The organism is Actinomadura kijaniata, from assembly GCF_014138665.1.
GTDB lineage: Bacteria > Actinomycetota > Actinomycetes > Streptosporangiales > Streptosporangiaceae > Spirillospora > Spirillospora kijaniata.
On sequence record NZ_JACJIA010000010.1, the window covers coordinates 143289 to 166270 of the forward strand.

General features: G+C 75.0%; 18 protein-coding genes. 10 read left to right on the forward strand and 8 right to left on the reverse strand.

All coding sequences use genetic code 11. The annotated features are described in order from the left end of the window. Positions 1-16: 16 nt before the first annotated feature. The 3 genes from HNR61_RS32200 to HNR61_RS32210 form a co-directional block, all read right to left on the reverse strand. Positions 17-1111, reverse strand: coding sequence for an alpha/beta hydrolase (locus HNR61_RS32200; protein ID WP_182846920.1), 1095 nt, complete (start codon positions 1109-1111; stop codon positions 17-19). Between the two features lie 143 nt (positions 1112-1254). Next, a complete protein-coding gene (locus tag HNR61_RS49500; RefSeq protein ID WP_312898201.1) occupies positions 1255-4182 on the reverse strand; it encodes a helix-turn-helix transcriptional regulator in 2928 nt (975 codons plus the stop codon). A gap of 308 nt (positions 4183-4490) precedes the next feature. Further along, the gene (locus HNR61_RS32210; RefSeq protein ID WP_182846921.1) at positions 4491-5855 is read right to left on the reverse strand and encodes a cytochrome P450; all 1365 of its coding nucleotides are present in this window, start codon (positions 5853-5855) and stop codon (positions 4491-4493) included. A 273-nt stretch (positions 5856-6128) separates the two neighbouring features. Here HNR61_RS32210 and HNR61_RS32215 point away from each other — a divergent pair, with 273 nt between their 5' ends. After that, entirely contained in the window at positions 6129-6920 is a 792-nt protein-coding gene (locus HNR61_RS32215; protein ID WP_182847126.1) for an aldo/keto reductase, read from the forward strand. Between the two features lie 43 nt (positions 6921-6963). On the opposite strand, the gene HNR61_RS32220 is transcribed toward HNR61_RS32215, so the two are convergent. Then, positions 6964-7389, reverse strand: a complete 426-nt coding sequence (locus HNR61_RS32220; protein ID WP_182846922.1) for a hypothetical protein — start codon at positions 7387-7389, stop codon at positions 6964-6966. Between the two features lie 333 nt (positions 7390-7722). Here HNR61_RS32220 and HNR61_RS32225 point away from each other — a divergent pair, with 333 nt between their 5' ends. Then, positions 7723-8847 (forward strand): glycerophosphodiester phosphodiesterase, encoded by a 1125-nt coding sequence (locus HNR61_RS32225; RefSeq protein ID WP_182846923.1) that lies wholly within the window; start codon positions 7723-7725, stop codon positions 8845-8847. A gap of 10 nt (positions 8848-8857) precedes the next feature. Here the strand turns inward: HNR61_RS32225 and HNR61_RS32230 are convergent, their stop codons facing one another. Next, the gene (locus HNR61_RS32230; RefSeq protein ID WP_312898202.1) at positions 8858-9910 is read right to left on the reverse strand and encodes a DUF2293 domain-containing protein; all 1053 of its coding nucleotides are present in this window, start codon (positions 9908-9910) and stop codon (positions 8858-8860) included. Between the two features lie 106 nt (positions 9911-10016). On the opposite strand from HNR61_RS32230, the gene HNR61_RS32235 reads away from it, so the two are divergent. From HNR61_RS32235 to HNR61_RS32250, 4 genes are read left to right on the forward strand one after another with little or no spacing between them, the layout of a single operon-like run. Continuing rightward, entirely contained in the window at positions 10017-11033 is a 1017-nt protein-coding gene (locus HNR61_RS32235) for a LacI family DNA-binding transcriptional regulator (protein ID WP_182846925.1), read from the forward strand. Next, positions 11030-12532 carry a sugar ABC transporter ATP-binding protein gene (locus HNR61_RS32240; protein ID WP_182846926.1) on the forward strand — a complete coding sequence of 501 codons (1503 nt, stop codon included), beginning with the start codon at positions 11030-11032 and terminating at the stop codon, positions 12530-12532. The genes HNR61_RS32235 and HNR61_RS32240 overlap by 4 nt, the downstream gene beginning before the upstream one ends. Then, entirely contained in the window at positions 12532-14481 is a 1950-nt protein-coding gene (locus HNR61_RS32245) for an ABC transporter permease/substrate-binding protein (RefSeq protein WP_182846927.1), read from the forward strand. Before HNR61_RS32240 ends, HNR61_RS32245 begins: the two co-directional genes overlap by 1 nt. 11 nt (positions 14482-14492) lie before the next feature. Further along, positions 14493-15395, forward strand: coding sequence for a ribokinase (locus tag HNR61_RS32250; protein ID WP_182846928.1), 903 nt, complete (start codon positions 14493-14495; stop codon positions 15393-15395). Here the strand turns inward: HNR61_RS32250 and HNR61_RS32255 are convergent. Together HNR61_RS32255 and HNR61_RS32260 are read right to left on the reverse strand one after the other, a co-directional pair. Further along, entirely contained in the window at positions 15362-15889 is a 528-nt protein-coding gene (locus tag HNR61_RS32255; RefSeq protein WP_182846929.1) for a DedA family protein, read from the reverse strand. The genes HNR61_RS32250 and HNR61_RS32255 overlap by 34 nt on opposite strands. Before the next feature lie 90 nt (positions 15890-15979). Beyond that, on the reverse strand, positions 15980-16438 hold the full coding sequence (locus tag HNR61_RS32260; RefSeq protein ID WP_182846930.1) for a PH domain-containing protein: 459 nt from the start codon (positions 16436-16438) through the stop codon (positions 15980-15982). Positions 16439-16494: 56 nt separating this feature from the next. Between HNR61_RS32260 and HNR61_RS32265 the strand changes: the two genes are divergently transcribed. Together HNR61_RS32265 and HNR61_RS32270 are read left to right on the forward strand one after the other, a co-directional pair. Next, positions 16495-16986, forward strand: coding sequence for an LURP-one-related/scramblase family protein (locus HNR61_RS32265; protein WP_182846931.1), 492 nt, complete (start codon positions 16495-16497; stop codon positions 16984-16986). A 35-nt stretch (positions 16987-17021) separates the two neighbouring features. Continuing rightward, positions 17022-17951: a Ppx/GppA phosphatase family protein gene (locus HNR61_RS32270; RefSeq protein WP_182846932.1), complete on the forward strand. Its 930-nt coding sequence runs from the start codon at positions 17022-17024 to the stop codon at positions 17949-17951. Between the two features lie 15 nt (positions 17952-17966). Here HNR61_RS32270 and HNR61_RS32275 read toward each other — a convergent pair whose 3' ends face one another. Further along, positions 17967-20141, reverse strand: a complete 2175-nt coding sequence (locus HNR61_RS32275) for a protein kinase domain-containing protein (protein WP_182846933.1) — start codon at positions 20139-20141, stop codon at positions 17967-17969. Positions 20142-20495: 354 nt separating this feature from the next. Between HNR61_RS32275 and HNR61_RS32280 the strand changes: the two genes are divergently transcribed. Beyond that, on the forward strand, positions 20496-21914 hold the full coding sequence (locus HNR61_RS32280) for a polysaccharide deacetylase family protein (protein WP_182846934.1): 1419 nt from the start codon (positions 20496-20498) through the stop codon (positions 21912-21914). Between the two features lie 31 nt (positions 21915-21945). Next, entirely contained in the window at positions 21946-22971 is a 1026-nt protein-coding gene (gene mtnA, locus HNR61_RS32285) for an S-methyl-5-thioribose-1-phosphate isomerase (protein WP_182846935.1), read from the forward strand. Positions 22972-22982 lie beyond the last annotated feature (11 nt).

Below are 22982 nucleotides of genomic sequence, written 5' to 3' on the forward strand. Positions count from 1 at the left end.
GCTCGCGGTGCGGCCGTCAGCCGCCGTGCCGCTTCAGGAAGTCGACGATCTTCGGGAAGACGTCGAGGTGGGCGTTCTTTCCGATCAGCGGGTCCAGGTGCCCGTAGCCGGGCAGCACCGCGAGTTCCTGGCGGCCGGGCCGCCGCTTCTCCAGCACCCGGAACAGGTGGTTGTTGGAGTCGGTGAACACCTTGTTGCGCTCGGGCGCCAGCAGCAGCATCGGCGTTCCGACGTCGGCGGCGTTCACCAGGTAGTCGTCGGGCAGGTCGCGGTGGGCCGGGTTGTCCCGGTCGTACTTCACCGCGCGCCCGGCCTCGACCATCCTGCGGACGTGCCGGTAGTAGTGCAGCCCCGACGCCCCGCAGATGTCGGCGACGCGTTTGTGGGTGACCGGCAGCAGGTTGGCGTGCTCGTACATGGCGGGCTTGCCCGCGCCCCACTGGAAGCTCTGCAGGTGGCACGCCGACACGTCGCACTCGTTGTGGAACAGCGACACCGTCTTGGCGACCATCCAGCCGCGGGTCAGGACCGGCGCCTCCCCGAAGCGCGGGTCGATGTAGGGCAGCCCGACCAGGTACTCCATCGCCGCGGGCCCGAACCGCAGCTTGAGCCGGGAGAAGGCGGGCACCCGCGGCGTCAGCGACACGCTGTTGCAGGTCAGCGACGTGATGCCGGAGACCTTCCCGGCGAACAGGCTCATCGAGAACGACACCGACCCCAGGCAGTGCGCGATGACGTGGATGCGCCGGCCCCCGATATGGCGGCGCAGCACGTCGAGCGCGGCGGGGAAGTCGTACAGCGCGATGTCGTCGAGCGTGTACCGGTGCGTCTCGGTGTCGTAGGGGTACCGGCCGCTCATGCGGAAGTCCAGCGCCCACACGTCGGTGAACCCGTTGTCCAGCAGGTGGGAGGCCAGGTTGCGGTGCTCCGGCATCATGAACACGTCGCTGGCGGAGGTGAGGCCGTGGACCAGCAGGATCACGTCGTCGCTCTCGGCGCGCAGGAACCGCGTCAGCTCCAGCCCGAGACCGTCCTCGGTCGCGAACGGGTACACCGACACCTCGGCGTCGCCGACGCCGTCGAGGGTGAACCTCGGGATCATCCGTTCCATGTCCTCGCCTCCGTGTTGCCCCCGCAAGAATGATGCGACCCGGAGCGATCCGGGGGCATCGTGGTAAACCCTGACTCGCACCACCGATACCGGTGGGACGCTCCCGGAGCCGCTCGGGTTCTGGGAGGACGCGGAGGAACGGGTCAGTCCCGGCCGGCGCCCGCGCCGCGGTTCATGGCGCTGACCACGCCGACGCGGGAGGTGACGCCGAGCTTGGTGAAGATGTGCGACAGGTGCGTCTCGACGGTGCGGACGCTGACGAACAGCCGCTCGGCGATCTGGGCGTTGGTGCAGCCCTCGGCGACCAGCGCGGCGACCTCCTGCTCGCGCTTGGACAGCCCGCCGGGCCCGGTCGCGCCGCGCCCGCCCTGGCCGGGCACCCGCACCCCCAGCCGCCGCTGCTCGCGGACGGCCTGGCCGTGCAGGGTGCGCGCGCCGCACTCCTCGAACAGCCGCACCGCCCCGCGCAGCTGCTCGCGGGCGGCCCCGCGGTCCCCGGCCTCGGCGTGGGCGAGCCCGGCGCGCAGCCGCGCGCGCCCGGCGTCCACGCGGATCTGCCCGGCCTCCAGCGCCTCGGCCGCCGCGACCGCCCGGTCGGCGGCCAGCGCCGGGTCGGTGAGCTGCAGGGCGTGCGCGCGGGCCAGGTCGGCCAGGGGGTTGATGGCGTCCAGGCCGGGGATCACGAACAGCCGGGCGCGGTCGGCCCACTCGGCGGCGGCGGTGGCGTTGCCGCGCGCGGCCTCGGCGCCCGCCATCACCTCGCAGCACGACAGCAGGGTGTGCGCGTCCAGGACGGGGGCGTCGAAGTCGTTGGTGGCCTCGGCGACGGCGGCCACGGCCTCGTCGGTGCGGCCCAGCCCCAGCAGCGCGACCGCGCGGGCGTAGCGGGCCATCGAGCCCCACCACTCGCCGACGCCGGCGCCGATCCGCACCGCCTCGTCGGCGTGCCGCAGCGCGGTCTCCTCCTCGCCCGACCAGCAGGCCACCAGGCTCTGCTGGGTCAACGCGAAGATCATCTGCTGGCCGGAGTTGAGCAGCCGGGCCTCCTCCACGGCCTCCTCGGCGGCCGCGGCGGCCTCGGCCAGCCGCCCCAGCATCCCGTAGGAGCGGGCCAGCCCCGCCATCAGGTTGGTGACCACGTACAGCTGGCCGGTGGAACGGGCCACCGCGACCGCGCGGCGGAACCGGTCGGCGGCGTGCTGGTAGCGGCCGAGGAACGTCTCGGCCCAGCAGCACCAGGCGATGGCGTCCATCCACTCGGCCAGGTGCTCGTCGGGGGCGGCGCCCAGCAGGCGGTCGGCGGCCTCGGCGTAGCGCAGCGCGTCGGCGATCCGCCCGGCGGCCAGGGCGGGCATCGGCCGCATCGCCGCGACCGCGACCTCCAGGCTGGGCTCCCAGTCGTCGCCCGTGTCGGGCATCAGGTCCAGCACCGCCTGCGCGGCGCGGAAGTCCATCCGCATCATGCGCTCGGCGACCAGCCGCATGCGCAGCGGGACGGCGGCGGGCGACCGCGGGTCGGGCATCCGGCGCAGCTCGTCCAGCAGCAGCGCGCGGGCCTCGTTGGGACGGTCGAGCTGGCGTTCCATCAGCGCCGCGAACCGGGCGGCGCGGGCGCGGCGCCCGTAGTCGTCGTCCGGCAGCAGCCGCAGCAGGGCGCGGGCGGTCTCGCGGCCCTCCTTGAGCTGGCCGCCGACCGACTGGACCTGCGCCAGCTCCATCAGCAGCTCCAGCCGCGACGGCAGGCCCTCCCCGGCGGGCGGCTCGGGGGCGTTCTCGGGCATCAGCCGCAGCGCGGCGCTCAGCCAGTGCGCGGCGGTCGCCGGGGCGCGGGTGGCGAACGCCCGGGCCGCCTCCACCAGCGTGGCGACCGCGTCGCGGTCGCCGACCCGGCCCGAGCGCTCCACGTGCCGGGCGCGCAGCGCGGCGGGCGCCCCGATCTGCCTGAGGTACACGGCGATGCGGCCGTGGGCGGCCAGCCGCCACCCGGCCGCCGCCGACCCGTAGGCGGCGTGCCGCACCAGCGGGTGGCGGAACCGGAACCGCTCGGCGGCCGGACGCACGATGTCGCGCGCGACCAGCTCGTCCAGCGCGGCCAGCGCCACGTCCTCGGACACCTCGGCCGCCGCGGCGGCCAGCGGGGGAGTGAACTCGTCGGCGGCCACCGCCGCGCCCTGGGCGACCAGCAGCGCGTCCGGCGACAGCCCGCTCAGCTCCAGCTGCAACGCCGCCCGCACCGCGGGCGGCAGGTCACCCTCCTGCACCCCGCCGGTGAACGGCTGGGCGCTGCGGGCCAGCGCCTCCAGGTAGAACGGGTTGCCGCCGCTGGCCTCGTACAGCTCCCGGCAGCGGGCCCGGCCGACCCGCGGCCCCAGCAGCTGGGCGACCTCGTCCTCGGTCAGCGGCCCCACCGGCACCACGTGCCCGCAGCCGCCCTGCGCCGACGCCTGCACCAGCGCCTGCAGCCGCGCCGACGCCTGCGCGGGCCGGTAGGCCACCGCGATCAGCACGCGGGCGCGCGGCGGGTGGCGCACCAGATGGTCCAGCAGCTCGATGGTGGCGTCGTCGGCCCAGTGGACGTCGTCGAGCACCAGCACCAGGCCCGACGGCGCGGCCAGCTCCTCCAGCAGGTGCCGCACGGTGCGGTACAGCTGGTAGCGCGCGACCGGCGTGCCGGTGTGCGGCGCGGCCGTCCCCGGGACGCCCAGCGGGTCGAGCAGCGCCGTCGACAGCGCCGGGAACACCGGGGCCAGCAGGTTGATCGCCGCCGGGCCGAGGTCGGGGAAGTGCTCCTCCAGATGGTCGTCCAGGGCGTCCACGACCGCGCCGAACGGCATCTCCTGCTCGAACTCGGCGGCCCGGCCGTTCAGCGGGACCAGCTTGCGCGCCGCGGCCGCGCCGGTCAGCTCGGTCAGCAGCCGCGACTTGCCCGCGCCGGGCTCGCCGACCAGCGCCACGAACCGGAACGCCCCCTCGGCGGCGACGTCCAGGCACTCCTCCAGCCCCCGCAGCACGTCGTCACGGCCGACCAGCGGCATGTTCCCGGGGACGGGGCCCGGCATGTTCACGGGCACCCCGGGACTCCCCGCCGACTCCTCGTGACGCCGGTCAGCGTGCCGGTCCGCACGACCCTCCATGTCCACATCCCAACAGCGACAGGCGGTCGATACGCCGTGATGATGCTTTCTTGTCGCGATTGTGAAAATCGCGGGGGTCACAATACCGATCCGCCCCCCGCGGCGGGAGACCGACACGCCCTTATTAGACGAAACGGCCATAACCCGGGGCCGCGGGTCGTTTCCTCCGTCAGTCAGGTTCCAGTGCCATCAAGCGCCGTCGGAGGGCACATGTCAACAGTGTGCGGGCAACCGTGCCGTGTTCGTCATCTTTCTTTTGCCTCGTCCCGGCGTGGCCTTGCCACGACCCGGGTCGAGCGCGCGGGGGCGAGGGTCACGTTCTTCACGCGGGGCCGCTCCGGCTCCGGACGCGCCGGGACGAGGTCCACCCGGCGCAGCACCTCGGTGATGACGACGCGCATCTCCAGCGTCGCCAGCTGCGCGCCCGCGCAGTAGCGGTGCCCGCCGCCGAACGGCATCCACGACCGCAGCGCCGCGTCCGCGCCGGGGCCGAGGAACCGTTCGGGCCGGAACTCGCCGGGCGCGGGGAACGCCTCCGGGTCGGACAGCACCAGCGGCATCGACGCCGACAGGTACCACCCGGCCGGGACCTCGTAGCCGCCGATCCTCACCGGGGCGTCCAGCAGGCGCGGCGCGCCCAGCACCACCGGCCGCGCCCGCAGCGCCTCCTTGACCACCGCGTCCAGGTACTCCGACCCCTCGCCCGCCGCCAGCTCGGCGCGCAGCCGCCGCAGCACGCGCGGGGTGCGCACCAGCCGTTCGAACGTCCACGCCAGCGCCGTCGCGGTCGTCTCGTGCCCGGCCTGCAACAGCGTCAGCAGCTCGTCGCGCACCTCCTGGTCGGTCAGCGGCTCGCCCCGGTCGTCGCGCGCGGCCACCAGCTGCGACAGCACGTCGGTGGCGCCGGGCTCCGGACGCGCCCGGCGCCGCGCGATCTCGTCGTACAGGATCGCGTCGACCGCGTCGCGCAACCGCGCGAACCGGGTCGTCGGCAGCGCCCGGACCCGCCGCAGCAGCGGCGACCCCAGGGCCCGGTCGCGCAGCCGGGGCGGCAGCCGCAGCAGCGCGGGCGACCCCCCGACCGACACCAGCTCCGGCAGCAGCGCCCGCAGCGCCGACAGCCGCGCGGCGTCGGAGATGCCGAACACCATCCGCATGATGACCTCGAGGGTGACGCGCTCCACCCGGTCGCGCAGCGCGAACGGCACCCCCACCGGCCAGCCGTCGACCTCGGCGGCGGCGATCGCGGCGATCCGGTCCCGCCACCCGGCCACCGCCCGGCCGTGCAGCGAGGGATTGACCAGCCGCCGGTGCCGCCACCACGGCTCCCGGTCCAGCAGCAGCAGCGACTGCTCGCCGACCAGCGGCCCGACGAACTCCCGCCGGATCGCCCCGGCGCGCGACCCCCCGGCGTCGCCGCCGTCGGTGGCGAACACCTCCCGGGCCAGCTCCGCCGTCGCCACGCACACCTCCGGCGGCAGCCCCGGGAAGCGCACCGTGAAGACCGGGCCGAACCGGCGCCGTCCCGCCGCGTAGAACCCCGTGGGGTCGCCGACGAGCCAGGCGACCTGCGCGGCCGGGGGCAGACGGAAGCCGGGGGGAGCGGCCATGGGGACGGGTCTCCTGTTCGACGGCGGGCGCGTTCCGGGCATGGCTCCGCTCCGGACGCCCTCGATCCTGGCCAGGGGCCGCTCCCGCGAACATCGTGGGAAACCCTGACATGGGCTCCGCCGCAGGTGGCGGCGGGGGCGGGGTGGCGCGGGTCACGCCGCGGACGGGAAATCCGCGGCGGGACCGGCGCGTTGCCCCAGGGAGGAAAGCTGACAGCGAGCCAGGGAGAGAGTGTGTCGGTACCCGACATCACGCTGAACAACGGAATCACCATGCCGCAGCTGGGCTTCGGCGTCTGGCAGGTGGCCGACGACGAGGCCGAGAAGGCCGTGGGGACCGCCCTGGAGACCGGTTACCGCAGCATCGACACCGCGAAGGTCTACGAGAACGAGGCCGGCACGGGCCGTGCGCTGCGCGCCTCCGGGCTGCCCCGCGAGGAGGTCTTCGTCACCACCAAGCTGTGGAACGCCGACCAGGGATACGACGAGACGCTGCGCGCGTTCGACGCGAGCCTGGACCGGCTCGGCCTGGAGCGGCTGGATCTCTACCTGATCCACTGGCCGATGCCCGACACCGGCAGGTACCTCGACACCTGGAAGGCGTTCGAGAAGATCTACGCCGACGGCCGGGTCCGCGCGATCGGCGTCTCCAACTTCACCGTCGAGACGCTGAGGCGGCTGTTCGACGAGACCGGGGTGGTGCCCGCGGTCAACCAGATCGAGCTGCACCCCTATCTCCAGCAGGCCGAGCTGCGCGCGTTCCACGCCGAGCACGGCATCCGCACCGAGGCCTGGAGCCCGCTCGGCCAGGGCAGGGGGCTGCTGGACGACCCGGCGCTGACGCGCGTCGCGCGGGCGCACGGCCGGACCCCGGCGCAGGTCGTGCTGCGCTGGCACCTCCAGCTCGGCAACCTCGTCATCCCCAAGTCGGTGACGCCCTCGCGCATCGCCGAGAACTTCGCGGTCACCGACTTCGCGCTGACCGGCGAGGACATGGCGGCGATCGCCGCGCTGGACAAGGGCGAGCGCCTGGGCCCGGACCCGGCGACCTTCCACGTGGCGTGACCGTCGCGGCGTCCGGCCGCCGCGACGGCGGCCGGACGCCCGCTCAGCGCCGGGTGAGGGTGAGGTCGGCGCGGTAGTCGCCCGCGGGGATCTGCCGTCCGGCCACGCGGTCCGGCCTGATCGCGACGAGCCTCAGCTCGTGCCCGGCGACCGTGACGCCGGTGGGCGCGCGGTTGAGGTTGAGCCGGTGGGCGGTGGCCTTCCCGCCGGTGACGGCCTCCACGTCCACCGTCACGTCGCCCTCCCAGACGCACTGCACGCCCTGGGGGCAGCGGCTGTCCTGGCTCACCTTCGTGAACGTCACCGCCAGATCGGCGCCCTCCAGCCGCGCGGTGCCGCCGGGCGCGAGCGTGAACGTCCCGCCCGCCCCGACGGTGTCGCCCCGCCGCCCCGCGTCCGCCGGACCGCAGGCCAGCAACGCCACCGGCAGCGCCAGCGCCGCCAGGCCCGACCTCATACGGATGCGCATGGGGTCCACTCTAACGAGCGGTCGCGGAGCGGAGCGCGGCGTTCACCTCACGTGTCCGAACCGGGCGTGACGCCCGCCCCGACCAGCTCCGCTAACCGGCGACGCGCGTCGGCCCCTTCGTGGACCTTCCCGCCCGCGCCGGGTCCTCCTCGTCGGGCGCGAAGGGTGGACGCGCCGCGAACGGCGGAGCGGGGCGGTTCACCAGGTCGCCGTCCACCGTTGCCCCGGCCGTCACCGGACAGGCCCTGGCCCGGGTACCCCTGGCCCGGTACGTTCCGGGCGCGGTGATCCCCCGGTGACCGGCACCGGGCGCCGCGCCGGAAAGGAACCGCTATGCCCGTCGCACGTCGGGGCAGGCGCACGGCCCTGCTCGCGGCCGCCGCCGCCCTGCTGCCGCTGCTGGCCGCCGTCGGACCCGCCCAGGCCGCCCCACCCGAGCACGGCGTCGGCGCGCGCGGGCCGCTGGTGGTCGGGCACCGGGGCGCGCCCGGCTACCGGCCCGAGCACACCCTGGCCTCCTACGAGCTGGCCGTGCGGATGAACGCCGACTACATCGAGCCGGACCTGGTGCCCACCAAGGACGGCGAGCTGGTCGCCCGGCACGAGAACGAGATCGGCGGCACCACCGACGTGGCGAGCCGTCCCGAGTTCGCCGACCGCAAGAAGACCAAGACGATCGACGGCGCGAAGGTGACCGGCTGGTTCACCGAGGACTTCACGCTGCGGGAGCTGAAGACGCTGCGCGCGGTGGAGCGCATCCCCGCCGTCCGCCGGCACAGCACCCTCTACAACGGCCGCTACCAGGTCCCGACCCTCCAGGAGGTCATCGACCTGGCCAAGCGCCTCAGCCGGCAGCACCACCGGCGGATCGGGATCTTCCCCGAGACCAAGCACCCGACCTACTTCCGCTCCATCGGCCTGCCGCTGGAGGAGCGGGTGATCCGCGTCCTCAAGCGCAACGGGATGGACCACCGCGACGGCCGGGCGATCGTCCAGTCGTTCGAGCCGACCAGCCTGAAGATCATGAACCGGGGGCTGCGGGTGCCGCTGCTCCAGGCGATCTCCACCTCCGGCGCGCCCTACGACACCGTCGCGAGCGGGAAGGGCCCGACGTTCAACGACATGGTCGCCCCCGCCGGGCTCAAGGAGATCTCCACCTACGCCGACATGATCGGCCCGGAGAAGACCCGCGTCATCCCGAACAGGGCCGACGGGACCATGGGCACGCCCACCCCGCTGGTGCGCGACGCGCACGCCGCCGGGCTGAAGGTCATCGTCTACACCTTCCGCAACGAGAACCAGTTCCTGCCCAGGGACCTGCGCGTCGGCACGAGCCCCGGCGACTACGGGCAGGCGTTCCGCGAGTACGCGGCCTTCTACCGCACCGGCATCGACGGGGTGTGGAGCGACAATCCCGACACCGCCGTCGAGGCCCGCGAGGACGTGCGCGGGAACTGAGCGGGTCCGCTCAGGCCCGCCAGCGGGCGAGCACGGCGTCGACGGTGCCGCGGATCCGGGACCTGGCCTCGGTCCGCGGCACCCCCGCCATCAGCAGGTCGTCGTAGTCGGTGTCCAGGTGCCGCACCGAGGCGACCACCGCCAGGGTGACGGCCTCGGGGTCCAGGTCCCGGGCCGCGGCCGTGCGGCCCACCCGGCCGCTGCCGCGCAGCCCCGCGTGCCGGGCGATCACCGCGGCGCGGCCCGGTGGGCAGCCGGGGAACAGCCGCCGGATCTCGGCCGCCATCGCCTCCTGGAACTCCACGTCCTCGGCGGCGCGGCGCTCCCGGTCGCGCTCGCGGCGGCGGGCCCGCACCTCCTCGTCGGCGAGGCACCGCTCCTCGGCGCGCTCCAGCGCCGCCTCCTCCACCAGCAGGCCGCGCCGCTCGTAACGCTTGCGCCGCCGGTTGTACTGCACGACCGCGACCGACAGGCGGCTCTCCTTCCTGGCCCGCCGGGTCAGCGCCACGTTCCCCGAGGGCAGGAACACGAGGTGGTCCAGGTCGGCGCAGGCCAGGCAGAGCGGCGCGCCGTCCTCGACGAGCTGGAACCGGTCGGTGCCGTGGCAACCGGTGCAGGTCCACCGCTCCCGCTCGGGGACCAGGACCTCCAGGTCCGGGGCCTTGTCGAGCTTGGCGGCCAGCCGCCGCCGCTGGGCGTCGGTGAGGTCGGGCGCCATCCAGTGCGTGCGGAACAGGGCGTCGTCGCGCCCGTCGGGGGTGAACCGCAGCGGGCGGCGGTCGCGGGTCGCGGCGGTGTAGGCCGCCTCGCCGGGCTCCCATCCCCTGTCCCGCGCCCAGTCGCCGAGCGCGCGGGCGGCGGCGGCCAGCCGGTCGGGACGCACCTGCGTCGCCTCCGACAGCGGGTCGACGCGGCCCTGCCGCCACTCGTCCACCTGGGCCTGCCGCAGCCACCGCAGCCGGACGAACACCTCGACCGGCGACACCGTCCCGGCCCGCCGCGTCGCCGCGTCGGCGGCCTCCCGCACCCGGCGCGCCAGCCGGGATTCGTGCACCTCGCTCACGCGGGCCCACGGTAACGGTCCCGACCTGCGCTTGCACATTGGACGAGGGTTGTGTAAACGTTTACACGAGCTTTTCTGTAATCGTTTACACGCAAGGGAGGTGACGATGGCGAGCGTGAAGGACGTCGCGCGGCTGGCCGGCGTGTCGGTCGCGACCGTCTCGCGCGTGCTGAACGACAGCGCGCCCGTCACCGAGCGGACCCGGGAGCGGGTCCTGGCGGCGGTCGCCGAGCTCGGCTACCGGCCCAACGCGGTCGCCCGCTCGCTGCGCACCGACGCCACCGGCACCATCGGCCTGGTGATCGGGGACATCCTCAACCCGTTCTTCACCGAGCTGGCCCGCGCCGCGGAGGATGAGGCGCGCCAGCGTGGCTACTCGGTGGTCATCGGCAACGCCGACGAGCGCGCCGACCTCCAGGACCACTACGTGCGCACGCTGCTGGAGCGCCGGGTGGACGGGCTGCTGCTGTGCCCCACCGCCGAGATCACCTCCCTGGTGCGCGACCTGGTGGACGACGGCCTGCCGCTGGTCTTCCTGGACCGGACGCTGCCCGGCCTGGACGTGCCGACGGTGCGCGCCGACGGGACGGCCGCGATCGGCGCGCTGGTGGCGCATCTGAAGGGGCTCGGGCACCGGCGGGTCGCGTTCATCTCCGGTCCGGCGCTGCTGTCGACCGGGCGGGAGCGGACCGACGCGTTCATGGTCGAGATGGCCCGGCACGGGCTCGCGGTCCGGCCCGAGTACCTGGAGAGCGGCGACTTCCAGGCCGCCAGCGGGCGCGCGGCGACCGCGCGCCTGCTGGACCTGCCCGAACCCCCCGAGGCGATCTTCGCGGGGGACAACCTGATGGCGCTGGGCGCGCTGGACGAGATCCGGGCGCGCGGCCTGGCGATCCCCGGGGACGTGGCGCTGGCCTCCTACGACGACGTGCCCTGGTTCACCCATCTCGACCCGCCGATCACCGCGATCGCCCAGCCGGTGCGCGAGCTGGGGCGGCGCGCGGTGGCGGCGCTGGCCGACCGCATCGCGGGCGGCCCGGTGGAGCCGGTCGAGCTGCGGGCCCGGCTGGTGGTGCGTCGTTCGTGCGGTGAGCCGGAGCGGGAAGAAGGGAGCGGTCGATGACGGCCGAGAAAGAGATCCTGCGCGTCCGGGGGCTGCGCAAGGCGTTCCCCGGCGTGGTCGCGCTGGACGGGGTCGACTTCGACCTGCGCCCGGGCGAGGTGCACGTGCTGCTCGGCGAGAACGGCGCGGGCAAGAGCACGCTGATCAAGACGCTGTCGGGCGCGCACCGGCCCGACGCCGGGACGATCGAGGTGGACGGGGAGATCACCGGGATCCGGTCGGCGCAGGACGCCGCCCGGCTCGGGATCGCCACCATCTACCAGGAGTTCAACCTGGTCCCCGAGCTGACGGTCGCGGAGAACCTGTTCCTCGGCCGCCCGCCCCGCCGGTTCGGGCTGGTGGACCGCGGGGCGATGCGCGAGGCCGCGCGCGGGCTGCTGGAACGGGTCGGAGTGGACGTCGACCCCGGCGCCCGCATGGGCGACCTCGGCATCGCCCGCGCCCAGATGGTGGAGATCGCCAAGGCGCTCGGCCTGGACGCCCGCGTGCTGATCATGGACGAGCCGACCGCCGTGCTGACCACCGGCGAGGTGGACCGGCTCTTCGAGATCGTGACGGCGCTGCGCGACCAGGGCGTGGCGGTCGTGTTCATCACCCACCACCTGGAGGAGATCCCCCGGGTGGGGGACCGGGTGACGGTGCTGCGCGACGGCCGCTCGGTCGGCCGGGTGCCCGCCGACACCCCCGAACCCGAACTGGTGCGCCTGATGGTGGGCCGCTCGATCGAGCAGCAGTACCCCCGGGAGCGCTCGGACGCCGGCGAGCCGCTGCTGCGGGTGCGCGGGCTGCGCCGCTCCGGGGTGTTCGAGGACGTCTCGTTCGAGGTGCGCGCCGGCGAGGTCGTCGGCCTGGCCGGGCTGGTCGGCGCGGGCCGCACCGAGGTGGCCCGCGCGGTGTTCGGCGCCGACCCCTACGACGGCGGCCGGGTGGAGGTGGACGGCGCCCCGCTGCGCGGCGGCGACGTGCACGCCGCGATGGAGGCGGGCCTCGGCCTGGTCCCCGAGGACCGCAAGGGGCAGGGCCTGGTGCTGGACGCCGACGTCGCCGAGAACCTCGGCCTGGTCACCCTGGGCCGCGCGGTGCGCGGCGGGTTCGTCGACCGGGCCGGGCAGCGCCGCCGCGCCGCCGAGATGGCGGGCGACCTCAGGGTGCGCATGAGCGGCCTGCACCAGCCGGTCCGCACGCTGTCGGGCGGCAACCAGCAGAAGGTCGTCATCGGCAAGTGGCTGATGGCCGACGCCAGGGTGCTGATCCTCGACGAGCCGACGCGCGGCGTCGACGTCGGCGCCAAGGTCGAGATCTACCGATTGATCAACTCTCTCACCGCCGCCGGGCACGCGGTGCTCATGATCTCCAGCGACCTCCCCGAGGTGCTGGGGATGAGCGACCGGGTGCTGGTCATGGCGCGCGGAAGGCTCGCCGGGGAACTGCCGGCGGGCGAGGCGACCCAGGACGCGGTGATGGCGCTGGCCGTCTCGGACACAGGGAAGGAATCGTGATGTCTGCGGACACGCTGCGCGAGCAGCCGCGGAAGCAGGGCGCGCCGGGCACGGCGCGGCGCCTGCTGGGGGACAACGGGGCGCTGGTCGGGCTCGCCGTGCTGGTGGTCGCGCTGGCGGTGCTGTCGGGCGACTTCCTGACCGTGACGAACCTGCTGAACGTCGGCGTGCAGGCGGCGGTGACCGCCATCCTGGCCTTCGGCGTCACCTTCGTCATCGTCACCGCCGGGATCGACCTGTCGGTGGGCGCGGTCGCCGCGCTGTCGGCGGTCGTGCTGGCCTGGACCGCCACCGACGGCGGCGTGCCCTGGCCGGTGGCGCTGGTGCTGGCGGTGCTGGTCGGCGTCGTCGCCGGGCTGGTCAACGGCGCGTTGATCACCTTCGGCAAGCTGCCGCCGTTCATCGCCACCCTGGCGATGCTGGGCGTGGCGCGCGGCCTGGCGCTGGTGATCTCCGAGGGCAGCCCGATCGCGCTGCCCAAGGCCGTCACCCGCCTCGGCGACACCATCGGCGACTACCTGCCGGTCCCGGTCCTCGTCATGATCGTGATGGGGCTGCTGACCGCGCTGGTCCTCGCCCGCACCTACAGCGGCCGCGCGATGTACGCGATCGGCGGCAACGAGGAGGCCGCCCGGCTGTCGGGCATCCGCGTCGACCGGCAGAAGCTGGTGACCTACGCGCTGTCGGGCGCGTTCGCCGCCGTGGCCGGGATCGTGCTGGCCTCCCGGCTGGCCTCGGCGCAGCCGCAGGCCGCCAGCGGCTACGAGCTGGACGCCATCGCCGCCGTCGTCATCGGCGGGGCCAGCCTGTCGGGCGGCAAGGGCCGGGCGTTCGGCACCCTGGTCGGCGCGCTCATCCTGGCGGTGCTGCGCAACGGCCTGAACCTGCTGTCGGTGTCGGCGTTCTGGCAGCAGGTCGTGATCGGCGTGGTGATCGCGCTGGCGGTGCTGCTGGACACCGTCCGCCGGGGCGGCGGCCTCCGCGGCCTGAAGGGACGCCCGGTGGCGTTCTGGGCGGGCGGCGTCGCCGTGCTGGCGGCCGTCGTCGCCATCGCCGTGGGCGTCGCGTCCACCGGCTCCAGGACCGGCACGACCGGCGCGGGCGGCGGCCTGAAGATCGGCCTGTCGGTGTCCACGCTCAACAACCCGTTCTTCGTGCAGTTCCGCCAGGGCGCCGAGGAGGAGGCGAGGAGGCAGGGCGTGGCGCTGACCGTCGGCGACGCCCAGAACGACGCCTCCCAGCAGGTCAACCAGGTGCAGAACTACACCAGCCAGAACGTCAGGGCGATCATCGTCAACCCGGTCGACTCCGACGCCGCCGCGCCCGCCGTGCAGGCGGCCGGCCGCGCGAGGATCCCCGTGATCGCCGCCGACCGGGGCGTCAACGGCGCGGCGGTCGCCCAGCTCGTCGCCTCCGACAACGTCGCCGGTGGACGCGACGCGGCCCGAAGGCTGGCCGAGGAGCTCGGTGAAAAGGGCAAGATCGTGGTGATCCAGGGGCAGCCCGGCACCTCCGCCTCCCGCGAGCGCGGCCAGGGCTTCGAGGAGGGCATCCGGCGGTACCCCGGCATCCAGGTGGTGGCCAAGCAGCCCGCCGACTTCGACCGCACCAAGGGCCTGGACGTCATGACCAACCTCCTGCAGTCCCACCCCGACGTGACCGGGGTGTTCGCCGAGAACGACGAGATGGCCCTCGGCGCGGTCAAGGCGCTCGGCGCGAAGGCGGGCGGGCAGGTCAAGGTCATCGGGTTCGACGGCACCCCCGACGGGATCAAGGCCGTGCGGGCGGGCACCCTCACCGCCACCGTCGCCCAGCAGCCCCGGCTGCTCGGCCGGATGGCGGTGCAGGCCGCGATCAAGGCGGCGAAGGGTGAGAGGATCGAGGCCACGGCCGCGGTCCCGGTGAAGATCGCCACCCGCGAGAACGCGGCCGAGTTCGCCACCTCCTGACGGGAGCAGATGTGTCACACGAAGTGGTCGTGGTCGGCTCGGTCAACGCGGACCTGGTGGTCGGCGTCGACCGGTGGCCCGGTCCGGGGGAGACCGTGCTGGGCTCGGACCTGGCCACCCACCCCGGCGGCAAGGGCGCCAACCAGGCGGTCGCGGCGGCCCGGCTCGGCGGCCGGGTCGCGCTGCTCGGCCGGATCGGCGGCGACGGGCACGGCGACCTGCTGCGCGGCTCGCTCGCCGACGCCGGGGTGGACCTGGCGCACCTGCTGGTCACCGACGCCCCCACCGGTGTCGCGCTGATCACGGTCGGGCCGGACGGCGACAACACCATCATCGTGTCGCCGGGCGCCAACGCCCACCTGTCGGAGGACGACGTCGCCGCCGCCCGCGACCTGCTCGCGGGCGCGACGGTGGTGTCGTTCCAGCTGGAGGTGCCGCGGCCGACGGTGCTGGCGGCGGCGCGGACCGCCGCCGGGGGCGGGGCGCGGGTCGTGCTGAACCTGTCCCCGGCCGCGTTGGTCCCGGACGAGCTGCTGGGACTGTGCGACCCGCTGGTGGTGAACGAGCACGAGGCGGCGTTCCTGCTGCCGGACCACAGCGCCGAGGACGACCCGGCGGCGCTCGCGGCGGCCCTGCGGGAACGCGGCCCCCGCTCCGTCGTGATCACGCTCGGCGCGGACGGCGCGCTGGTCGCCACCGGCGAGGAGACCCAGGTGGTCCCCTCGCCGAAGGTGAACCCGGTGGACACCACCGGGGCCGGGGACGCGTTCACCGCCGCCCTGTGCCTGCGGCTGGCGCGCGGCGACGACCTGGTGACGGCGGCGCGGTTCGCGGTGCGGGTCGGCGCGGCGGCCGTCCGGAAGGCCGGGGCGCAGAGCTCCTATCCGACCGGCGTGGACGAGCTGCCCGGCTGATCCTGCGCGACGGTCTCCTCCGGCGCGCCGCCCCGGCGGCGCCGCCGGAGGACCACCAGCCCGGTGACCAGCGCCGCCACGGCCACGACCAGCGCCGCGGCGGCCGGCGGCGACTCGCGGAACACCTTCAGCCAGCCCCACACGACCGCGTACCCGCCGACGATCCACGGCGGCGTCCACAGCGCCGCCCCGATCACCGAGCCGAGCATGAAGCGGGGCAGCGGCATCCGCATCACCCCGGCGCAGATCGGGATGGCGTGCCGGATCCCGGCGACCCAGTGCGCCCCGACGATCGCCAGGACGCCGCGCCGGGCCACCATCGCCTCGACCCGGCGCAGCCGCCCCTCGCCGATCCGGCGGCCGAGCTTGGACGTATAAATCCGCGGTCCCACCGCGCGGCCGATCCAGTAGTAGACCATCCCGCGCACGAAGATGATCGCGACGGCGACCGAGACGCCCAGCCACAGCGGCAGTCCGCGGAAGAAATCGATCATGAGGCGGGCTTCCTCGTTCCGGGTCGGTGCTGCGGGCGGTCGGGTCGGATCTCGATGTTAGGTCGCCCTAACTTCGAGCGCCACCCCGGGTCAGCGCGCCGCCTCCCGCAGCCGCTCCAGCCCGGCGGCGGCGTCCGCCACGTCGACCCCCAGGTCGAACCGGCTGAACAGGTGCACGTCGTGCCCGTCCTCGGTGCCGTCGGCCGTGCCGCCGGTCTCGATCTCCAGCAGCCGCGTGGTGGTCAGCAGCCGCCTGCGCTCGTCCACCCGCACCGCGGTCACCTCGCCCCACGGCACGCGCCGCCGCGTCGCGTACCCGGTGACCAGCGTCACGCCCTCCGCGTCGGCGGCCACCCGCACCGGCGCCAGCACGTCGCGCAGCGCCAGCGCCCCCGCGCCGACGGCGGCGGCCCCGGCCAGCAGCATCCGCTGCGGGTCGCCCGACGACAGCGCCGCCAGCGCGACGAACGCCGCGCACGCCAGCCACTTGACGGCCACCTGCTGCGGCGGCACCCGCCACCGGGCCCCCGCCCCCGTCCGTTCTTTCACGTCTGCGAGCGTATCCGGGCCTGGCGCGCGGCGCCGCGATCGGATGGAGTGGCCGCATGAGGTTCACCGTGCGCAGCAGGATCATGGGGATCGGGGACGACTCCTGGATCGAGGACGAGGACGGACGGCACGCGTTCCTGGTGGACGGCAAGGCGCTGCGCGTCCGGCGGACGTTCGAGCTGAAGTCGCCCGACGGCGAGGTGCTGGCCGTGGTGCGCCGCAAGATGCTCGGCATCCGCGACACCATGACCGTCGAACGCGACGGGCGGCCCGCCGCCATCGTCCGCAAGCACCTGATCAGCCTCCCGCGCGACCGGTTCACCGTGGAGCTGGCCGACGGCGGCGAATGGTCGGTCACCGGCAACGTGTTCCGCAAGGAGTACACCGTCGCGGCCGAGGAGGGCACCGTCGCGGTCATCTCCCGCAAATGGGTGCAGGTCGCGCTGCGCGACACCTACGCCGTGGAGGTGGCCGAGGGCGCCGACGTGCCGCTGGCGCTGGCGGTCGCGATCGCCGTGGACACCCTTTCGGAGGGAAAGGGCGGCTGACCCCGATTCGCTCCGGGTCCGCTACCGTCATGGCCATGCGACTCGGCGTGCTTGACGTGGGCTCGAACACGGTGCACCTGCTGGTGGTGGACGCCCATCGGGGGGCGCGCCCGCTGCCCGCGTTCTCCCACAAGGCGGAGCTGCGGCTGGCGGCCCACCTGGACGACGACGACCGGCTGTCGGCCGAGGGCGAGGCGAAGCTGACCGCGTTCGTCGCCGAGGCCCTGCAGATCGCCGAGGACAAGGGCGTGGAGGACCTGGTCGCGTTCGCGACCTCGGCGGTGCGCGACGCCGCCAACGGCGAGGAGGTCCTCACCCGCCTCCGCGAGGACATGGGCGTGGACATCAGCGTGCTGTCGGGCGCCGACGAGGCGCGGCTGACGTTCCTGGCGGTGCGGCGCTGGTTCGGCTGGTCGTCGGGGCGGCTGCTGGTGGTGGACATCGGCGGCGGCTCGCTGGAGGTCGCCTCCGGGATCGACGAGGAGCCCGACGCGGCGATCTCGCTGCCGCTGGGCGCCGGCCGCCTGACCCGCGACTGGTTCTCCGCCGACCCGGTGCCGCCCGAGGAGGTGCGCAAGCTGCGCAAGCACGTGCGCGCCGAGATCGCCCGGCACGTGGGGGAGGTGTCCCGCTACGGCGCGCCCGACCACGCGGTGGCGACGTCGAAGACGTTCAAGCAGCTGGCGCGGGTCGCCGGGGCGGCGGCGTCGGCGGAGGGGCCGTTCGTGCGGCGCGTGCTGCGGCACCCGGGCCTGACCGAGCTGGCCGAGAAGCTGCCGCGGATGTCCCCGGAGGAACGGGCCGAGCTGCCCGGGGTGTCGGAGCGCCGCGTTCCGCAGCTGCCCGCCGGGGCGATCGTCGCCGACGCCGCGATGGACCTGTTCGGGCTGCCCGAGCTGGAGGTCTGCCCGTGGGCGCTGCGGGAGGGCGTGATCCTGCGGCGGCTGGACACCCTCGGCACCTGAGACCGGCGGCGCGGCTCACCAGTTGGGGTGGGCGATCGTGTAGCCGCTCGGGGTCAGCTTCCGGTCCTCCTCGCCGTCGGTGCGGATGACCCGCAGCTCCGGCTTGTCGTAGGGACCCCGCACGTAGGACAGCCACCGCCCGTCGCGCGACCAGGCGGCGTCCATGTCGTGGCCCCCGCCCCGCACCAGCGGACGGGGCGTGCCGCCCTCCGCGCCGACCACCCAGATGTCGCTGTCGGGATAGGGGCCGCGCGTGTAGGCGATCCGCGTGCCGTCGGGCGACCACTCGGGGTCCACGGAGCGCACGCCGTCGTCGACGATCCGCTTCCAGGGCTCGTCGGGGCGCTCGGGGTCGAGGGTGTAGAGCTGCTCGACGCCGTCGCGCTTGCTCCAGAAGACGATCCGGCCCTGCGGGGACCACATGGGGTCGTCCTTGGCGGCGGTGTCGCGGGTGAGCTGCCGGGGCGTCCCGCCGCCGACCGGCACGGTGAAGATCTGCGCGACGCCGTCCACCTTCCCGACGAACGCCAGCTTGCTGTCGTCGGGGGACCAGGACACCCGGCCGCCGGACAGCCGGTCGGTGACCATGGTGGGGGTGCCGCCGGCGGCCCCGACCAGCATCGCCGCGGTGCGGCCGCCGCCGAGCGAGCGGGTGAACGCGATCCGGGAGCGGTCGTGCGACTGCTCGGGCAGCGAGTCGCAGGTGTCCCCGCCGACCAGGGTCTCGGGCCGGGCCGCGCCGGGGGTGAACCGGCCGATGTCGCTGCGGCACTCGCCCTTGGTCCAGGTCTGCTCGGTGTCGATGCGCACCATCATCGGCGTGGTCGGGACGCCGCCCGCCAACGTGCCGGAGGCTCCGCTCGTCTGCGGCGAACCCGCCTGGCCGCCGGCGTCCGGGCGGCCGGAGGAGCCGGTGAGCCGGTCGAGCGCGAACACGCCGCCGGTCACGGCCGCGACCAGCGCCGCGGCGGCGGCCGCCGCCATGGCGCCGCCGCGCCGGGGGCTCCGGCGCCGGGCGACGGTGGGCGTCTCGGCGACGGTCTCCTGGGTGGAGGGGGAGGGGACCGAGGTGAGAGGGGCGGAGGGAACGGTGGCGTGGGGGAGCGGGGTGCCGGTCGGGGGCGAGGCGAGCGGGCCGGTCGGCGGCTCGGGCACGGGCTGCGACCGGGGTTCCGACCAGGGCTCCGGCCGGGGTTCCGGCTCCGGCGCGGGCTCCGGTTCGGGTTGCGGTTCGGGCTCGGGCCGGGACTCGGGCGCGGCGGGCGGTGGCGGGGCGGCCGGTTCGGGCTGGAGCGGGGCCACCCAGGCGGGGCCGAGCGAGCCGAGCGTGGTGTTCACGGCCTCCTCGCTGGAGCCGCCGACCAGCGACAGCAGCAGGTCGCGCGCGGTGGGACGGTGGCGCGGATCCTTGTCGAGGACCTGGCGGACCAGCCCGGCCAGGGGCTCGGTGAGCGCGCCCAGTTCGGGGTCGGCGTGCACGACGCGGGCCATCATGAGGTGGAACGGGCCCGTGCCGAACGGGTTGCGCCCGTTGGCGGCGAACGCGACCAGGCAGCCCCAGGCGAACAGGTCGGCCGCCGGGGTGGTCTCCTGCGCGGTGACCTGCTCGGGGGAGATGTAGCCGGGGGTGCCGACCACCTGGCCGGTGCGGGTGTGCGCCGACGCCTCGTCCAGCGCGCGGGCGATGCCGAAGTCGATGACCCGCGGACCGGTGATCGACAGCAGCACGTTGCTGGGCTTGAGGTCGCGGTGCACGAGCCCGGCGGAGTGGATGGCCACCAGCGCGGCGGCCACGCCGACCGCGACGCCGTGCAGCATGCCCGGCTGGAGCGGGCCGTTCCCGGTGACGTACTCCAGCAGCGACGGCCCCTCGATGTACTCGGTGACCATGTAGGCCAGGCCGAGGTCCTCGCCGTGGTCCAGGACCTGCGCGGTGCAGAACGACGCGACGCGCTGGGCGTTGCGGGCCTCGTCGTGGAAGCGGGCCAGGAACCGGCGGTCGTCGGCCAGGTCGGGGCGGACGACCTTCACCGCGACGGGCCGGCCCTCGGGGGAGCGGCCCAGGTAGACCGCGCCCATGCCGCCCTCGCCGATGCGCGCCTCCAGGGTGAAGCGCCCCACCCGCGTGGGGTCGCCCGGCCGCAGGTCCCGTGGGGAACCGTCGGCCGGACGCGCACCTGGGCTGGTCATGGGGCGTCACCTCTCGACCCGGGCCGTCGGATGTCGGGCCGCCGGAGGGCCCGTCGTCCCGTCGTGTCTCACGATGGCACGAGCCGCGCCGCCGCCGCCAGAGCGGCCCCGCCGAAGTCAAGGAAAGTTAAAGCACCTCCCAACGACTCCTCCGATAAAGGGAAAAGTCCGCTATGCCCCATGTGTTACGGCATTTCCTGACGATCTCCGGCATACGCTGCGAACCGATCTCCGGGCCGGGGGCCCGGTCCACCGGGACACATGGGGGTGCGTTCTTTGTTCGTCGGGACACGGCGTCGGGCACGGGGAGAGGCGGCGACCCCCGGGCGGGCCCGGGCGTTGCGCGGGGCGGCCGTGCTGGTCTCCGGGCTGGCCTCGGCCGCGCTGCTGGCGGGTTGCGGGGGCGGCCCCGGGCAGCGGGTCCGGCCGGTGGCCGACTCCACGGCGGTGCACGTCGTCGATCCCGGCACGGTCCCCGGCCTGTCGGTGGCGACCCGCAACGAGCAGGACGGGCGCCGCCACCTGTACGCCGCCTGGCCGAGGATCCCCGGCGCGGACCGGCTGACCGCCGCGCTGGCCGCCGCCGCCGACGAGCGCATCCGGCCGTTCCTGGCCGACACCGGGGACCGGACGCCGGGCGCGGTGCCCGAGCTCAACGTCCAGTGGTCCCTGGCCGCCGCGTCCGGCGACGTCGTCGGCGTGCGGCTGGTGTTCGCCGAGTCCGCCGGGGCCTCGGCCGGGGAGGCGCGGCGCACCCTGTGGTACGACGGGCGGACCGGCGAGGTCCGGCCCTCGGCCGACCTGCTGCGCGCGGGCGGCGGCCTGGCGGGGCTGGCCGAGCGCGTCCGCGCGCGGCTGGGCGGCAAGGGGGACCCGGCGCGCGTCACCGCCGGGGCCGACACGTTCTCGTCGCTGGGGTTCAACGACGTCGGCGACATGGTGGTGGAGTTCAGCGACAACACCGTCGCGCCCGGCTCGTCGGGGCGGGTCGCGGTCGTGCTGGAACGCGCGGACTACGAGCCGCTGCTGTCGGAGTTCGGCAGGCGCGCGTACGCGGCCGCGATGGCGCCCCGCCCGAGGCTGGCGCTGGACGGATCGGCCACCCCGAGCCCGACGGCCACCCCGGGCGCCACCCCGGACGCCACCGTCCCGCCCGGACGCACCGACTGCGCGACGGCCAAGTGCGTCGCGCTGACCTTCGACGACGGCCCCGGCCCCGCCACCGGGCGGCTGCTGGACACGCTCCGCGACGCCCGGGCGCGCGCCACGTTCTTCGTGGTCGGCACCAACGCCGACGCCCACGCCGACCTGCTGCGCCGCGAGCACGCCGAGGGCCACGAGATCGGCAACCACACCCAGAGCCACCGCGACCTGAGCCGCCTCACCGCCGTGCAGGTCAACTCCGACGTCCAGCGCACCCAGGAGATCGTGCGGTCGGCGACCGGCACCGCGCCGACGCTCATGCGGCCCCCCTACGGCGCGACCAACGGCACCGTCGCGGGCGTGACGCGTTCGCTGGGCCTGCGGCAGGTCCTGTGGAGCGTCGACACCAACGACTGGCGCGACCGCGACGCGAAGGTCGTCGCCGACCGGGCGGTGCGCCGCGCGCGCCCCGGCGCGGTGATCCTGATGCACGACATCCACCGGACGACGGTGGACGCGGTGCCCGAGATCCTGGAACGGCTGGCGGCCAAGGGCTACACGTTCGTGACGGTCTCGGAGCTGATGGCGAACCGGAAGGTCCCGCCGGGCGGCCGCTTCGGCGGCGCCTGACCGGCGGGAGCGACCGGCATATCCTGCTCGGATGGCGGACATTCGGGCGGTGGAGTGGACCGGGGACGGGCTGCGGCTGATCGACCAGACGGCGCTGCCGGGCAGGGTCGTCCCCCTGGACGTGCGGGACGTGGACGGGCTCGTCGACGCCATCGTCCGGCTGGCGGTGCGGGGCGCGCCCGCGCTCGGCGTGGCGGGCGCGTTCGGCGTCGCGGTCGCGATGCGGCAGGCCGCCGCCGAGGGCTGGGACGACGCGACGCTGGAGGCGGCGATCACGCGGGTGCGCGAGGCCCGGCCGACCGCCGTGAACCTGGCGGCGGGCGTGGACCGGGTCCGGCCGCTGGTGGCCGAGGGCCTGGACGCCGTGGTCGCCGAGGCGCGGGCCCTGCTGGAGGAGGACGTGCGCGGCAACCGCGCGATCGGCGCGCACGGCGCGGACTGGCTGCTGGACCGGGTGGGCGACCGGCCGTTGCGCGTGCTCACCCACTGCAACACCGGGGCGCTGGCGACCGCCGGATGGGGGACCGCGCTCGGGATCGTCCGCGAGCTGCACGCCCGCGACCGGCTGGAGGTCGTCTACGCCGACGAGACCCGCCCGCTGTTGCAGGGCTCGCGGCTCACCGCCTGGGAGCTGGAGCAGGCGGGCATCCCCTACCTGGTCCAGGCCGACGGGGCGGCGGCGGGCACGGTGCTGCGCGGGCTGGTGGACGTGGCGGTCATCGGGGCGGACCGGGTCGCCGCCAACGGCGACACCGCCAACAAGGTCGGGTCGGTCGGCGTCGCGCTGGCCTGCGCGGCGGCCGGGATCCCGTTCGTGGTGGCCGCGCCGTGGAGCACCGTGGACCTGGCCACCCCCGACGGCGCGGCGATCCCGATCGAGGAGCGCGCCGCCGACGAGGTCCTGGCCTGGGGCGGGGCGCCGGTCGCGCCGCCGGGGGCGCGGGCGTTCAACCCGGCGTTCGACGTCACCCCGGCGCGCCTGGTCACCGCGCTGGTCACCGAGACGGGTGTGCTGGAGGTCTCGGCGGGTACCACCCCGGATCGTCCAGCCCCCTGACAGCTCGGGAG